This is a genomic window from Bacillus sp. CCNWLW194, assembly GCF_037120585.1.
Classification (GTDB): Bacteria; Bacillota; Bacilli; order Bacillales; family Bacillaceae_G; genus Bacillus_A; species Bacillus_A basilensis.
In genome coordinates this window covers 123075-138943 of record NZ_JBBBBL010000013.1, presented here as the reverse complement: position 1 = coordinate 138943, position 15869 = coordinate 123075, and the positions used below count along the sequence as shown (strand labels likewise).

Annotated in this window: 18 protein-coding genes; 5 read left to right on the top strand and 13 right to left on the bottom strand. The window is 34.7% G+C overall.

All coding sequences use genetic code 11. The annotated features are described in order from the left end of the window. Positions 1-2 precede the first annotated feature (2 nt). Positions 3-857, top strand: coding sequence for a patatin-like phospholipase family protein (locus tag V7S50_RS25410; RefSeq protein ID WP_063223689.1), 855 nt, complete (start codon positions 3-5; stop codon positions 855-857). Positions 858-981: 124 nt separating this feature from the next. Further along, complete coding sequence (locus V7S50_RS25405; protein ID WP_242255805.1) at positions 982-1185, top strand: hypothetical protein; 204 nt, start codon at positions 982-984, stop codon at positions 1183-1185. Positions 1186-1281: 96 nt separating this feature from the next. Here the strand turns inward: V7S50_RS25405 and V7S50_RS25400 are convergent, their stop codons facing one another. Continuing rightward, positions 1282-2583, bottom strand: a complete 1302-nt coding sequence (locus tag V7S50_RS25400; RefSeq protein WP_242255806.1) for an NCS2 family permease — start codon at positions 2581-2583, stop codon at positions 1282-1284. A gap of 201 nt (positions 2584-2784) precedes the next feature. Between V7S50_RS25400 and V7S50_RS25395 the strand changes: the two genes are divergently transcribed. The 3 genes from V7S50_RS25395 to V7S50_RS25385 all read left to right on the top strand — a co-directional run bounded on the left by V7S50_RS25395 (position 2785) and on the right by V7S50_RS25385 (position 4834). Further along, positions 2785-3651 (top strand): SDR family oxidoreductase, encoded by an 867-nt coding sequence (locus V7S50_RS25395; protein ID WP_242255809.1) that lies wholly within the window; start codon positions 2785-2787, stop codon positions 3649-3651. 66 nt (positions 3652-3717) lie between these two features. Continuing rightward, the gene (locus V7S50_RS25390; RefSeq protein ID WP_252209194.1) at positions 3718-4479 is read left to right on the top strand and encodes a L,D-transpeptidase; all 762 of its coding nucleotides are present in this window, start codon (positions 3718-3720) and stop codon (positions 4477-4479) included. 103 nt (positions 4480-4582) lie between these two features. Beyond that, positions 4583-4834 carry a hypothetical protein gene (locus V7S50_RS25385; RefSeq protein WP_000834195.1) on the top strand — a complete coding sequence of 84 codons (252 nt, stop codon included), beginning with the start codon at positions 4583-4585 and terminating at the stop codon, positions 4832-4834. Positions 4835-4845: 11 nt separating this feature from the next. Here V7S50_RS25385 and scrK read toward each other — a convergent pair whose 3' ends face one another. The 12 genes from scrK to V7S50_RS25325 all read right to left on the bottom strand — a co-directional run bounded on the left by scrK (position 4846) and on the right by V7S50_RS25325 (position 15835). Next, positions 4846-5787, bottom strand: coding sequence for a fructokinase (gene scrK, locus V7S50_RS25380; protein WP_242255811.1), 942 nt, complete (start codon positions 5785-5787; stop codon positions 4846-4848). Further along, a complete protein-coding gene (locus tag V7S50_RS25375; RefSeq protein ID WP_242255813.1) occupies positions 5784-7259 on the bottom strand; it encodes a glycoside hydrolase family 32 protein in 1476 nt (491 codons plus the stop codon). Before V7S50_RS25375 ends, scrK begins: the two co-directional genes overlap by 4 nt. Positions 7260-7273: 14 nt before the next feature. Then, positions 7274-8653 (bottom strand): sucrose-specific PTS transporter subunit IIBC, encoded by a 1380-nt coding sequence (locus tag V7S50_RS25370; protein WP_242255816.1) that lies wholly within the window; start codon positions 8651-8653, stop codon positions 7274-7276. 129 nt (positions 8654-8782) lie between these two features. Continuing rightward, positions 8783-9769 (bottom strand): LacI family DNA-binding transcriptional regulator, encoded by a 987-nt coding sequence (locus V7S50_RS25365; RefSeq protein ID WP_242255818.1) that lies wholly within the window; start codon positions 9767-9769, stop codon positions 8783-8785. Positions 9770-9886: 117 nt separating this feature from the next. Then, on the bottom strand, positions 9887-10102 hold the full coding sequence (locus V7S50_RS25360) for a DUF1540 domain-containing protein (RefSeq protein WP_063223698.1): 216 nt from the start codon (positions 10100-10102) through the stop codon (positions 9887-9889). Positions 10103-10174: 72 nt separating this feature from the next. After that, positions 10175-10594 (bottom strand): thioredoxin family protein, encoded by a 420-nt coding sequence (locus V7S50_RS25355; protein WP_000738460.1) that lies wholly within the window; start codon positions 10592-10594, stop codon positions 10175-10177. A 12-nt stretch (positions 10595-10606) separates the two neighbouring features. Beyond that, on the bottom strand, positions 10607-11026 hold the full coding sequence (locus V7S50_RS25350) for a disulfide formation protein C (protein ID WP_000532269.1): 420 nt from the start codon (positions 11024-11026) through the stop codon (positions 10607-10609). Positions 11027-11191: 165 nt separating this feature from the next. Next, on the bottom strand, positions 11192-11440 hold the full coding sequence (locus tag V7S50_RS25345) for a YhdB family protein (protein WP_001195459.1): 249 nt from the start codon (positions 11438-11440) through the stop codon (positions 11192-11194). A gap of 117 nt (positions 11441-11557) precedes the next feature. After that, positions 11558-12067: a PCYCGC domain-containing protein gene (locus tag V7S50_RS25340; protein WP_242255820.1), complete on the bottom strand. Its 510-nt coding sequence runs from the start codon at positions 12065-12067 to the stop codon at positions 11558-11560. Positions 12068-12112: 45 nt separating this feature from the next. Further along, a complete protein-coding gene (locus V7S50_RS25335; RefSeq protein WP_063223699.1) occupies positions 12113-13222 on the bottom strand; it encodes a GerAB/ArcD/ProY family transporter in 1110 nt (369 codons plus the stop codon). Between the two features lie 16 nt (positions 13223-13238). After that, on the bottom strand, positions 13239-14321 hold the full coding sequence (locus V7S50_RS25330) for a Ger(x)C family spore germination protein (RefSeq protein WP_242255822.1): 1083 nt from the start codon (positions 14319-14321) through the stop codon (positions 13239-13241). Beyond that, a complete protein-coding gene (locus V7S50_RS25325; protein WP_242255824.1) occupies positions 14318-15835 on the bottom strand; it encodes a spore germination protein in 1518 nt (505 codons plus the stop codon). The genes V7S50_RS25330 and V7S50_RS25325 overlap by 4 nt, the downstream gene beginning before the upstream one ends. Between the last annotated feature and the right edge of the window lie 34 nt (positions 15836-15869).

Genomic DNA, 15869 nt, shown 5'->3' with positions numbered 1-15869 from the left:
ACATGCTTGAAAATACGGGGTTAGTATTAGAAGGCGGCGGTATGCGTGGTGTATATACGGGCGGGATACTAGAATACTTTATGGAACAAGATTTATATTTTCCATATGTAGTCGGTGTATCAGCTGGTGCTTGTCATGCAGCGTCGTATCTTTCCAGACAAAGAAATAGAAATAAAACGGTCAATATTGACTATGTATCACATCCGAAGTATTTATCGTATAAAAACTTATGGAGAAAACGTCAGTTATTTGATATGGATTTCATTTTTCATGAAATACCAGAAAAGCATGTGCCGTTTGATTTTGAAACATATTTTAATAGTCCCGAACGCTTTCTTGTAGGAACAACGGATTGTGAAACAGGACAGTCTGTTTATTTTGAAAAAGAGGGAACGAATGATGATGCGCTAAATTTATTACAAGCGTCTAGCTCATTACCTTTCATTGCACCAGTAGTAAATTACCGTGGTAAGCAATTATTAGATGGCGGGATTTCTGATCCAATTCCAGTTCGAAAAGCACAGGAGGATGGATTTAAAAAATCAGTCGTTATTTTGACGAGAAATCATGGTTATGCAAAAAAGAAATCAAAATTTGGCTGGGTTGCAGCGAAAGCATATAAAAAATATCCGAACCTTGTTAACACGATGCTGAGTCGTTATGAAGTGTATAATGAAACACTTCACTACATTGAAAAAGAAGAGCAAGCGGGTAATTTATTTGTTATTCGTCCAGAAGTGCCGCTTCAAGTAGATCGTATGGAAAAAGATGCGATAAAACTACAAAGTTTATATGAGCAAGGCTATGAAGATGCAAAGAGACAGTTTGCAGATTTGCAGGCGTTTTTGCAAAAATAATAAAAAGGCTGTGGAGAAGAATTTCTCTGCAGTCTTTTTATTATTGGTTTTAATTATAAATATTGGTTATGCGCGTTTTTGTTATGGTATATTATGGATAAAAGTATGTGGAGAGGTGATACATATGGAAAATGTATATAAAGGACTTAGATATACTGGATTTACTATATTGCTTATTTTTGGTGGGGTATTTTTACTACGCTGGTTCGTTCACGATGAAATGCTACTGGATCAGCTTATTGGGTGTAGTGTAGGGATGATAATGGTTATTTCATCAGTTTTTATTCAAAAGTATAGTAATGAATTACAGGTGAATGAGAAGTGTTAAAAGTAATTCGTGTGATTATTGTAAAAGGAAAGTAGAGCATCGAAATTCGATGCTCTATTTTTTTATGTATAAAAAAATCCCTCAAAAAGAGGAATTTTAATGTGGTAAGAAAATCAATTGATAAGCAAACAAAATTCCAAATACATATACAAGTGGGTGAACAGAACGGAATTTACCTTTTGCCACTTTCATAAGTGGGTATGAAATAAATCCAAGTGCGATACCTGTTGCGATACTTGATGTAAGTGGCATGCTTAAGATTACTAAGAATGCTGGGAATGCTTCATCAAATGCGTCCCAATCGATGTGGCGAACTGAACCCATCATAAGACTACCAACGATAATTAATGATGGTGCAGTAATAGCTGATACACCAGAAACGGCACTTACTAATGGTCCGAAGAATGCTGCTAGTGCGAATAGAACAGCTACTGTAACTGTTGTTAAACCAGTACGACCACCAGCTGCAACACCAGCAGAAGATTCAATGTAAGCTGTTGATGGTGTTGTTCCGAACATAGAACCGATTGTTGCTGAGAATGAGTCAGATAGAAGAGCACGTCCAGCTTTTGGAAGCTTTCCGTCTTTCATAAATCCACCTTGTTGAGCAACGCCAAGTAATGTACCTGTTGTATCGAATAGTGTAACAAGGAAGAATGAGAATACAACGCCGTATAATCCGTAGTTAATTACGTCAGATACAGCAGTGATTGGATTTGAAACGATAATTCCTTCTGGTAATCCTGGCATTGATGTAACACCGTTTGAGAATGTTAATTGTCCTGTGAAGAAAGCAATAACACCAGTTAATAGCATACCGATAAATAGTGCGCCATTTACATTTAAAGACATAAGGACAATTGTAATTCCAAGTCCAGCTAATGCTAGTAGTACTGGAGCAGAGTGAAGGTCACCAAGCCCAACTAAGTTTGCTTCATTTTTTGTAACGATACCTGTTAAACGTAAACCGATAAAGGCGATGAAAAGACCGATACCAGCAGTAATTGCATGTTTTAAGTTTTCAGGAATTGCTTCCATTAATTTTGTACGGAAAGATGTGAATGATAACAAAATTAAAATCATACCTGCTACGAATACAGCAGAGAATGCAATTGCGAAAGTCATGCCTTCATGAGCTTTTACAACAGAGTAAGAGAAGTAAGCATTTAATCCCATACCTGGTGCAATTGCGATTGGTAAGTTTGTAAAGATTGCCATAAATAATGTTCCGACAACAGCAGCGATAATTGTTGCTGTAAATGCTTGTTCAAATGGAACACCTGCATCCCCAAGGATAACAGGGTTTACCACAATGATATATGCCATTGTTAAGAAGGTAATAATACCTGCCATAATTTCAGTTTTAATAGAAGTTTTATGTTTTGAAAGGTTAAACATATAAACATCCTTTCTGTTTACGAATAATTTTCACAACAGTTATATATAATATTCGCTTTTTAACTATTTTGCAATAGTTTTGCATAAAAAGTTTACAACAATTCATATTTTGTGTCTTAAATTCGAATATTAATCGTAACATGATGTGTGAATTTCAGGTTTTATTATGCACATGATAAGGAAAAGGAGTTGAAAGAAGCTATGCCGCAGCAAAAAAACTTTGTAACAATGCCTGCACAACATCAAAATAAACAGCCTGGCATTGAATCATTAATGAATCCTCTACCACAGTTTGAAGATCCCAATTATAAAGGAAGCGAAAAGTTAAAAGGAAAGAACGTATTAATTACAGGTGGAGATAGTGGAATTGGACGAGCTGTTTCCATTGCTTTTGCGAAAGAGGGGGCAAATATTGCGATTGCGTATTTAGATGAGGAGGGAGATGCAAATGAGACGAAACAATATGTTGAGAAAGAAGGCGTAAAGTGTGTATTGTTGCCAGGTGATTTAAGTAATGAACAGCATTGTAAAGATATTGTGCAAGAGACCATACAGCAGTTAGGCAGCTTAAATGTTTTAGTAAATAATGTCGCGCAGCAATATCCGCAGCAAGGATTAGAATATATTACAGCGGAACAGTTAGAAAAAACGTTTCGTATTAATATTTTTTCTTATTTTCACGTTGCGAAAGCAGCACTTTCTCATTTAAAGCAAGGGGATGTCATTATAAATACGGCATCTATCGTTGCGTATGAAGGAAATGAAACGTTAATTGATTATTCCGCAACGAAAGGAGCGATCGTAGCTTTTACAAGATCACTTTCTCAATCGTTAGTGCAAAAAGGGATTCGTGTAAATGGTGTTGCGCCGGGGCCAATTTGGACACCACTTATCCCATCAAGCTTTGATGAGAAGAAAGTATCACAGTTCGGGAGCAATGTTCCGATGCAGAGGCCTGGTCAACCATATGAATTAGCGCCAGCATACGTATACTTAGCGTCTGGGGATTCATCCTATGTTACGGGGCAGATGATACATGTAAATGGGGGAGTTATTGTAAATGGATAGTTTTCATTTATAAGAGCAAAGTAAAGTTAATTCCACTTATTATAGTGAGCGCTAGGGGGGATATAGATGAAAAAGTTATGTTTCGTCATACTATTATTTTTCATCCTACCGGTTAGTGCTTTTGCTGATACAGATCATTTAATATTAGTGAATCTTACGACAAACCAGTTGTCTTTTTTTGAAAATGGAAATTATACAAAAACATTCCCCGTAACAACTGGAAGAGATCGTACACCTACGCCTGAAGGTAATTTTTGTATTATAACTAAATATAAAAATAAAGAATACCATCGAAAAAAAATAGCTGGGGGTGCACCAAATAACCCTCTTGGTACGAGATGGCTTGGGCTAGATAAGAATGAATATGCGATTCATGGGACAAATCGGGAATGGACGATTGGAAGTAGGAAATCAAATGGGTGTATTCGCATGCATGACAGGGATATACAGTGGTTATATGATCGAGTCCAATTACAAACAAAAGTAATCATTTCTCGTTTTCATACGAGCCCCGAATATGAAGCAAATAAGCTTGGTTACCGCGTTGTGAGTTGGAGTGGTCGTAAAGTAAAAGAAGAGCAAATTGGCATGCTTACGTTAGTAGACCGTGCCGATATATATTGGCAAGAACCAAATGGGCAGCTAACGAAAGTGAAAACAGTATTACCAAACGAAAGATATGCAGTGTACTCAAAACGAAAAGATGGAATATATTATATAGGAAACAATTTGTATATTGTGGATGAAACAGGAGGAAAAATTCGTTATGAACAAATTCCTTCTTCGACTTTAAGTAATATATATAAACGGAAATATAATGTTCCGTAATGGCTACCGTATTATAGACGGTAGCTTATTTCTACTTTGAGTTTAACTGCAACTATTGTATTTTGCTGAATATAATACAGTACAGATAGGGGGCGGTTACATTATGAAAAGTGAATTTGCGTTTAAAGTTTTCTTAGTAACGACCTGTTTATTTATCGTGTATTTGTATGCGTTTCTCGTATTTTCGTTTTATGTTCCATATGTTGATTTAATATTGTTCTTCGGATTTATTTGGGCGTTTGTTAAGGCAAGGGAAGGGGAGAAGAGTATATATCGGCGTATTACCTTATGCGGGACGGCCGTTCTCGTTATTTTGTACTTTTTTATTATGCATGATTTTTGGAGGGGAATGTAAAAAGCATACGATTACTCGTATGCTTTTACATCTGTTAATGATGGAAGAGAGGAAATGGCTCCGTAATTTGTACATGTGAGAGCACCTACTTTATTTGCAAAGGAGATAAACGTTGTTAAATCTTCAAAATTATGAAGAAACATTTGTTCACTTTTAGCAATTTGGTATAACATTGCTCCAACGAAAGCATCACCAGCGCCAGTAGTATCAACTTGTTGAATAGAGATAGAAGGTACAATAGTTTGCTTATCCTTTGTTGCAAGAAGAGTACCGTCTTTTCCGAGTGTAATAGCTACGGCTTTCGCACCATGATTTAATAATTTGAGTGCAGATTGTTGTAAATCACTCTCTTTAGAAAGCATAATCGCTTCTTCTTGACTTACTTTTACAAAATGAGCATGTTTTATAAAAGTTAAGCAATCTTGAATAAATTGTTCGGTATTTGTAATGAGCGCATTTCGGTAATTTGGATCAAAAGAAATAAACTGGCCACTTTCTTTTGCATGTTGTAGAAGTTGAAAATATGTGTCTTTTAACGGGCTGGACAATAAAGCTGTCGCTGAACCAAAATGGATTAAATCATTCGTTTTTATTTTTGATAAATCAATGCTATTGAAATGATATTCACCGTCTGCGCCACGCATAAAGGTAAAATCACGCTCACCATTTTGATCGATAGATACGAATGCAAGTGTGGTTTGTTTATCCTTGATGAGCATGGAAGTGTCCACATATGCATGTTGTAAAGTTTGTTCAAGAAATTCACCAAATGGATCGTTTCCTACTTGTCCCATAAATGTAGCGTGTCCACCTAATTTTGTAATAGCAGCAGCAACGTTAGCAGGTGCTCCACCAGCCTTTTTTTCGAAATTTGAACCGTTTACTAAAGAAACATTGGTATTTCGGCAAACGAAATCAATTAATAGTTCACCGATACAAAAGACATTTCTCATACAATCCCTCTTTTCAGCTTATATTGTGTAATGATAAAGTTTAGTTTTGCATCTGAAAAGATTGCTATATGATGTTTCAAGTCTTTTCGAGGAAAAACTCGGGACGTAAAGACTGTTGAACCATCGCATAAGAAAATTTCCACGATGCTTTTATCTACAAATATTTGTAGTTCTATCGTATCTTGAATATTAATTTTTTTATAGCGTTCATAACCATATTCTCCGCCAAATTGATGGCAGAAGTTGCTCCTGTCCATAGAAACAGTACCTTCTTTCCGATTAAATGTAATTGGAAAACATTCCTCCTCATTGTGGAAGAGAGAAAGCCCAAAACGCTTTGCATCTTCTGTTTTAAGGGTAACAATTAATTCATAGGATCCTTCATTATCAAGCGTTGATAATACGTTTAATCCAGCTGTTATATCTCCTGAAATTTCTTTTTTTGTTGTTCGTAGTTTTGTTAATTCTGAAACTGGTTTTTGTTTTAAGATATTATCTTCTAATGTTAATTCACGTGGAAGTGTTAAACAATGAGCCCACATATAATCATCAGAAGGATATGTGATTTCACTTGATCCTGCCCAAGCAAACAATAGGCGACGACTAGTAGAGTCTTCTAAAGTTTGAGGGGCATAAAAATCGAATCCTTTATCAACCTCGTAATAGGAATCAACATGGAAATGTAAATTTTCAATATCGAAATGGCCTATAGCATAAACAACATTGTATACATTTTGGAAATTTTCTTCTTCTTTTTCAATTCCTTGAGGTGAAAAGAGAAGTACATCTTTCCCCGATAATTGGAAGTAATCGGGGCATTCCCACATGAATCCAAATTCTTTTAAGTTTGTTGTAATTTCACCTTGGAAATTCCAATTGTATAGGTCTTGTGACTTATATAGTAAAAGAGTTCCAGTTTTATTTTTGCGTTGTGCACCGAGTAACATATAGTATATATCGTTATGTTTCCATACTTTTGGATCACGCACATGTTTTGTATATCCGTCAGGGATTACATCAATAATAGGATTATTACTATATTTCGTCATCTTATATTGAGAATCCATTATTACCATACAGTGTTTTGCATCACGGGAATTATCAGATTTTTTTATATTTCCTGTATACAGTAAGTGAAGAAGTCCGTCTTTTACGATAGCGCTCCCAGAATATGCACCGTGCGATTCATAGCTTTCAGTAGGTATGATAGCTACAGGCATACGCTCCCAGTTAATAAGATCTTTTGATTTCACATGCCCCCAATGCTTCATTCCGTGAATGGGACCAAATGGATACCACTGATAAAAAACATGATATTCATCATTGTAGTATGATACACCGTTAGGATCATTCATTAGTCCAAAGGATGGGTGGATATGATAAATTGGTTTCCATGAATCTTGGTTTGCAATTTCATATAAAGAATGTAATTCGTCTTTATCAGATTGCAATATTGTTTTATATTTTGACATAGGTTTTCTCCTCGCTATTGTTTACTTTCTTTATATAAAATGAATGTGGCAACAAAAGCAGTGATAACTGCAATAGCGAAGCCAATTATATAGTGAATCATGTTCATCATGCCAAGAGGTGCAACAATTGTAAGCATCGGAATACCTGTTAAACCGTATGCGTTAGCTGCTACTTGCATCCAGACAACGTAAGCGCCTCCAATTGCGCCGCCAATAGCTGCTGCAATAAATGGTTTACCCAGTTTTAAATTGACACCAAAAATAGCTGGTTCCGTAATTCCTAAAAATGCTGAAGCTGCTGCTGGAATTGCAATTTCTTTCGTTTTTTTGTTTTTTGTTTTGAAATAAACTGCTAAAGTAGCCCCACCTTGAGCAACGTTCGCCATTGACCAAATAGGGAGTAAGAAATTGACACCGATATCTTTATTTGCAAGTAAGCCCGCTTCAATAGCGTGGAAGCTATGATGTAAGCCAGTAAGAACGATTGTTGAATACAATCCGCCGAATATAAGTCCAGCTACTGGTCCTGCAAATTGATAAATTGTATTTAAAAGGTACGTAATGCCGTCACCGATTTTATATCCAATTGGTCCGATAATAATAAGTGATAAAAAGCCAGTTATAATAATTGTTAAGAATGGTGTAACTAATAAATCTAAAGAGTTCGGAACACGTTTTCGAAGTTCTTTTTCAATTGTACTCATAACATATACGCATAATAAAATAGGTAAAACAGTACCTTGATAGCCAATCATATCAATATCCATACCAAGGAAATGTAAAACAGTTGGTTTTGCATTTGAAAGAGTCCAAGGATTTGTTAAGCTTGGGTGAGTTAATATACCACCAATAACTGCACCTAAGAAAATATTTCCACCAAATTCTTTAGCGGCACTCACTCCAATTAAAATAGGTAAAATAATGAAAGCTGCACTTGAGAACATATCAAGTAATTGGATAAGTGAGTGATCTCCAGCAACTAATTTAAACGCTTTCAACATTCCGAGTAGACCCATAAGTAAACCGCTTGCGACGATAGCTGGAATAATTGGAACAAAAATATTGGATAGTGTCTTTGCTAGGCGGGCGATAGGATTCATTTTTTTCTTAGGTATATCGTTTGATGTTGTAGAATCTAGTTCGGCTATCCCAATTAGTTTTGAGAATTCATCATATACTTTGTTTACTATGCCAGTTCCAAAAATAATTTGGTATTGTTCAGTCGTTGCAAAAGCACCTTTCACTTCATCGATGTTTTCGATTTCGGAGGCGTTTATTTTGGTTTCATCTTTTAGTACAAGACGAAGGCGAGTAGCGCAATGTGTAGCGCGAACAATGTTTTCCTTTCCACCGATGTTTTGTAATACTTGTGTTGCAATTTGTTTCATATTCATAAAAATTCCCCCTTACTATATTTTTATGGAACCGGTTCCGTAAGTAGTTAAAATAAAAAAACAGGGAATTGATGTGAAGAATCCTGTTTTTTTATGTGGAACCGGTTTTATTTTTATTATAGAGTGCCTTTAAATTTTGTCAACGCTTTCTTGGATTTTTAATGTATAACGAGAGTGTAATATTTTTGGTATAGTTTTGTTTTCGACAAGCTGTGAAAGAGAAGTGGCAGCAAGCTTTCCGGCATACTCATAGTCAAACGCAATTGTCGTTAAGCTAGGGTGTACCATTTCTGAAATATCATATCCCCCAAATCCTGTTACAGAAATATCATTTGGTACAGAAAGAGAATGGGAGTGAATGACTTTCATTGCCCCAAGTGCGATGTTATCTGTAGCACATACGATAAGCGTTGGACGGTTATTACTTAAAATATGTTGTACTTGTTTCATGGCATCTTCTATTTGGAAAGATGTTTCGTAATAACAAACACTGCAAGTTGGTTCTAAATTTTCAATGGCTTTTTGAAAACCGTTTTTTCGATTTATACCAACAGAAATATCATCTTTTTCTACTCCTAAATAGGCGATATTTCTATGCCCTTGTGATAACACGTATGCTCCTAACTCATAAGCTGCATCATAATCATCATGAACGAGGCAATATTGATCTTTATATTCTTGCCCAACGAATAAAATAGGGATATTTGAATTAGCAATAATTTGTTGATGCTTATTTGTTAAAGTTTTGGTTAATAAAATAATGCCAGCTACTCTTTGTTTTATAAAGTTTTCCATTGCTTGTATTTCAGTTTCAATTGTTTGATTTGCATTTGCTACAAGCATTTGATAGTTATTTTCCTGTAACGTATTATCAATCCCAATAAGTGTTTTCATTGTAGCGAAGGAGTCTAATCGGGGGATAATAACACCAATTAAATTTGTTGTTTTTGCTTTTAAGCTTTGAGCAAATGTATTGGGAGAAAAATTTGTTTCTTGAATAATACTTTCGATTTTAAGTTTTGTTTTATCACTTACGTATCCACCGTTTAAGTAACGAGAAACTGTGCTTTTTGCAACTCCAGCCAATTTGGCGATATCTGCAATTGTTTTAGTCATATTATTTCACCTTCGTATTCATAAAAATATTAATTTTATTATAGGGAGAATTGGGGAGGACGTAAACAAGAAGAGGAAAAGAAAAAACCACCTCACGTATATGAGGTGGAGTATGTGTTAATATCTTGGCTTAAAAGTATGACAACAAGTTTCTACACTCGTTGCTACAGAACTTTCTAGCGTCTCGTTTGTTAAAACTGCACTTGTATACGAATCATTTTCAGTTTGACCCGATTCATCTGCATCTGGCTGAACGATAATCGCACTGGCTTGACAAAAGTTACCTTGTCCCCAAAATGAGCAATTGGAAACAGAGCATCTTACTTCTGGCATAAAACCCCCTCCTTATACATTAGTTTGGGAATTTACGCCCATTTCATGTGTAGAAGGAGTTTCCTTTTCTCGTTATTTCTTCGTTTGTTCAAACCATTCTTTGAATTTTTCTTTTGATTGTTCTCCGCTAATACGGCTTACTTCTTTACCATCTTTAAAATGAATAATTGTCGGTGTTCCTTGGATATTGTATTTATCCCAAGGCTCGTTTAAATTTTCAATATCAATTACCTTCATATCAACATTTAAATCTTTCGCTAAAGGTACAACAATAGGAGAGACCTTTTGACAATGAACGCAAGAGGTTTGATAAAAGTAAATCGTTTGTTCTTTTTTATCTTCTATATTTTTATTGAGATCCTCAAGAGAAATTTTATTTGAGTAGTAACCTTTTTCATCTGTCGATGCGTTTTTCTTTTCCATTTGTGTTACAGCAAAGATTGCCGCAAATAAGACGATAATAATACCGCCAAATATAAGCATTTTTTTCATTCTTTCATCTCCTTATTTGTTTTTGATGACAATAAAGCTACAAACAGCGATTGTAATAAAGCCGATAAGTGCTAAAAACGGGATTGTCACAAAGCCGAACCAGTTTATGTATTCTCCCGTACATGGTACACGACCGCAAGCGGCCCCAGCAGCTGAAAATGCTGCGATTTTTTGAATCGCATAGTGATATAAAGAAATACAAGCACCAATACTTGCAATTGGTAAAGAATAACTTGCGATGCGATAGTCTTTTTTTACTACAGCGATACCGAGCCATAACACGAATGGATACATAAAAATACGTTGATACCAACAAAGGACACAAGGCTCAAATTTCATGATTTCGGAAAAGTATAAACTTCCTAGTGTAGCGATAAAAGAAGCTCCCCAAGCGGTAAGTAAAGCATATTCTTGCTTTTTTTCTCGTCCCATATTTTATACCTCACTTATAATAGTTACATACTAAATTATAGTATGAAGTGGCACAGAAAAGAAAGAAAAAATATGTTTATCAATAAAAGTTTTATAAGGGAAAACTTTTATTGATATAAACATTTTAAAAAAGCGCTATTCTCCAGAAGAGAATAGCGCTATATTTTACATTTGAATTTGCTCTACTTCTTCTACATGTGACTTTTGGGATGCGTGGTCAATATATTGAAATAGGAGCTGCAATTGTTTATCAACTTCTGGCAGTTCTTTACTGTATTGATAAGCGTGTAAAAAATGCTCAATACGCTTAGAAAATAATTGATCGTTCGTTTGAACCATGAGAACGAGTAATTTATCCCAATTACAGCAATACGTGTAATAGAGAGCTTTATCATAATCGTTATATGTTTGCACTGTGTACCCTCCTTACCGAGAGTTATATATAGTGTGTGATAAGTAAGGAGAAATACACTTGAAAGAATTTGTTAAGAAAAAAAGTGAATGAAAAAAAACGAGGTGTGTCCTCGTTTTTTAAGCTTTTGGCATTGGCGTAGGTGTTGGTTTGCCATAACCTTCTTTGTATTTATTATCGATATAGTTACGAATTTCAAGCGTTGATTTTCCTTTTTGTTTCATCGAAGCAGATTCAACAGCGATTTCTAAGCAATTGACGCAAGTCGTTGCATGGGAATCCCAAACAACTTCACCATTCTTTTTAATTTCACGAATAAAGCAATTTTTATTATTTTTATGTCCTACACTTTCACCGCAACCACAGTAACATGGAATCCAATTTAATAGCTCTGCATTTTGTCCAGCGACAGTGTAGATATCTTTCATTTGTGGATCAAGCTTGTCTAGGAAGGTAGGAAGTGTGTCGACTCCTTTTGTTTTCTCTTGAATGTCAGCTTGCTGAGTGTGCGATGCATGGTCGTGCTCTTCTTTTGATTCAGATGATTTTTTTTCATTTGTACCACTGCTTCCGCATCCAGCAAGAATTAAACTCAGTACTGCAAGTAAAGAAAATACATATTTCTTCATACGCTTGTCCCCTTTACAAATGTATTAATCAAATTGTATCAGAGATTATGGTGTGTCGGGTGAAGATTTTTTTGACCGATTTTTGAAATGCCATCGTAGTGAATGGAATAGAAATAAAATCGGGATATAAGCGTATACAATATATAAGCCAGCTTGAGATAGTATTGTATTTAATGTGTTTATACTTTCACGGTTTTTAAAAAATAAAGAAGCTATAAAAACGATGAAAATAAAAAACGGTAATGTAAATTTAAATGAAATATGAAATGAACGCTTCATCGTTTGACATGATGACCAAATAGTTAAACAAAGGTTCGGCAAAATAATTAAAAACCAAACAAAAATAATAATATATTCAAACCGTTGAATGAAAGGAACTTTAATTATTTTCAACATTGTTAAAGTAGGCCAAATAGTATGATTTAATTGTCCTTCACTATAATACATAAAAGATACAATAGCTAAAACTACATAAATTAAAGTGCTAAAAACAATTCCTGCATGAGCCCATCTTTTTAAAGATTTTCCTTTTTCAATAAGTGGATAGAAGATAAGAATTGTTTCAAAGCCAAGAAACTCTAATGCAGATTGTTTTGCAGATATAAGTATGTCAACAGGTGAATGTGTAAAAATAGGTAAAATATTACGAAAATGAGCATATTTCATTGGATAGATTAAAAAGAATACAACGAAAATAGGAAGTACAATACCCCAAAAGCATATCCCTGTCACAGAGCGGAAGCCGCCTTTTATAATGTAGTAAGTGACTAATAAAAACATAAGTGTAAGTTTCCATAATTTAATAGTAGGGAAAATCCAAACTTGTATTACTTCCATATATGTACGAAGAACAGTAAGGCAGAATAATAAGCAATAAAGAGTAAAAATCATGGAAAATATAGAACCAATCCATTTTCCAAAAGTTGTTGTGTGAATGCTAATTAAATCTCCATCTTTTTCTAACATTTTTAACATACAAAACAGCACAATATGAGTTGCAATTCCCGCAATAATGAGAGAAATCCAGGCATCATAACCAGCGTTTTTTAAAATTACACGTTGATATCCGAGAACTCCTATTCCGATTTGAAGAGAATGTAATAAGATAAATGCAAAGTATGGAGAGACTGTCTTTGCTTTACTCATTGTATTCATTGCTTATTTCACCTCACTATTCCCCGATTCCAGATTGTACAATATTAAGATCTAAATTTATATCCACTGCTACATTTTTATACATATTTCGAATTTGTTTTATATTCCATTTTCTCGTATGGCTTCTAATTTCATCTCGTATTCCTAAAGGATCAATTTCCTTTTCTTGAAATTGTTTTATTAAATCTTCGCAGTCTTTTTCAACATTTCGTTCAATTTGTTTTTTTATATAATTGATATTTGTTTTTTTTCTTAAATCAATCCAATCAGGAGAGTTTTTAATTAATCCATTTAATTTTAAATGGATTTTTACCTTAGGTATGTCGCCAGTTTGATCTATATCATATTTATTTTTCCCAGCTAAGTTTTGTATAACAACCATACCTTTATGCTTATCCTTTGTTATCGCTGCCTCGTAACGTCCATTTTTCGTAGGATTAATAAGTAATTTTGCTAAAACAGAATGTCTTTTATCCGTATACATAACGACTTTATCGCCTTTTAAAAAAGCAAGTCCTTTGACAGCGACAGAATGATTATCGCCCATTCTAATATAGGGGACGTAGGCATCACATACAGAAGAGTAGTAATTATATAAAAAAATGTTTAATGAGGTTTGTGGAATGTTCTCATTTCTTATATTTTGCTCGAGTAAATCAGCAATATATAACGATCCATTTTTTTTTCCGTAATTTAAAAGTTCTTCAGCCGATCCATCTACAATTGCTAGTTGTACATCACGCCCGATATTTGGGTCACGTTGTAAGTTAGTAATAATTTCTCCCATTCCGCGTTCTCCTAGAGCCTTTCCAAATAGGACGACACGCATTTGACCTACAACAACATTGTGAGGAGATTTCGCATTTAGTCGTGAGGCGATCGTCTCAAGTGAACGGGCAGATGTTGATTGAGTTTCTGGTTTAGACTTTACACCATGTGTGTACTCTGGGAATAAGATAGTCCCTTGGAATCTTTTGTTTTTTGTGATGTCGAATCCAATAATATGAATAATACGCTGTGCATCCACTATATACGTTTGTGTACAGCCAGTTTGTAGAATGAAAAAGATAATAATAAGGTACAATAAAAGTTTTTTCATTCATTATCACCATCACGTTTCTGTTTTGCTTTATTCGGATTATAACGCCATTTTGATTTTGGTCTAAGGAAAGAAGGTCTTTGTGCCGTTTGACTAAATGGTAATCGAAGAAAACCTTCTGCTGTACCTAAACCACGAAATGGATATAAAGGTAATAAATAAGGTGATCCAAGTGATTTTAATTTAATTAAATGAGCTAAAATAAATACAAATCCGACAATAAGGCCTAATCCTCCGAATGCGCCAGCTAAAAGAATAAGCGGAAAGCGTAACAAACGGATAGTAGAAGACATCTTCACAGTCGGTGTTGTGAAAGATGCAAGGGCGGATAAAGCAACTGCAATTAATAGAATTGTACTCGTTAAAGCTGCTTCAACAGATGCTTGTCCAATTACAATCCCACCAACAATCCCAATTGTTTGTCCGACTTTTGTCGGTAAACGCGCTCCCGCTTCACGAAGCAATTCGATTGTAATTTCTAAAAAGAGTGCTTCTAGAATAGGAGGGAAAGGTACGTTAGCCCTTGAGAAAATAATAGGACCTAGTAAATCGGCAGGAATCATTTGATAATGATATGTTAAAGCCGCTGTATAAATAGCGGAGGAAAAAAGAGAAAATATAGCTCCGAAAAAACGAATAATACGAAAGAAAGATCCAATCATCCACGGTAAATAATAATCTTCTGGTGAAATGAAAAAATCCAGTAACGTTGTTGGTCCTGATAAAGCATATGGAGAGCCATCTGTTAAAATTAAAACTTCTCCGTTAATTAAAGCAAATACAGCTCGATCTAATCGTTCTGTAGGTAATAGAACAGGGAAAGGTGAATTGCTATTATCACTAATAAATTGCTCAATCATAGTTGCATCAAATGGGACATCAAAGTCAATGTCCTCTAGCCGTTGTATTGCAGTATTGATAAATTGTTCATTTGTAACTCCGTCTATATAAGCAACTGCTACTTTCGTTTTTGACATAGACCCCACGGTAACTTCTTTAAAAATGAGTTGCTCAGTTACAATGTTTCGGCGTAATAAGTGTATATTTGTATCAAGGTTTTCAACGAAACCGATTTTAGGTCCGATTACGCTATACTCATTTTCTGTATCGTTATATAATCGTGTTCCTAAAACAGTACTCTCGGCACGAATTAAAGCATATTGATCGGGATTCAAATTGTTTTTTAAGCGTATTAAAATATATCCATCTAATAATTTCTCACGAATATCATCAATAGAAGGGGAGGTAATAATATCTTCAATAGAGACGATATTACATAAATCAGAGATGTTTTGGATTTGTTCCGATTCCTTTTTTATAGGAGTTAAAATGAATTGTTTAATAATAAGTGCTTCCACGACAGATTTATAATAAAACAAGCATAACGTTTCATCTTCAAGTACGTTATAAGAGACAAAATCGCTAGATTCTGTCAGGGTTTGTATAAATTCTGGAATAGAACAAAGTGTTTTTGTATTAGTCTTTTTAGATTTCTTAGATGATAAACCGAACATTTTCCCACCCCCTAACATATATCATTTACTTGTG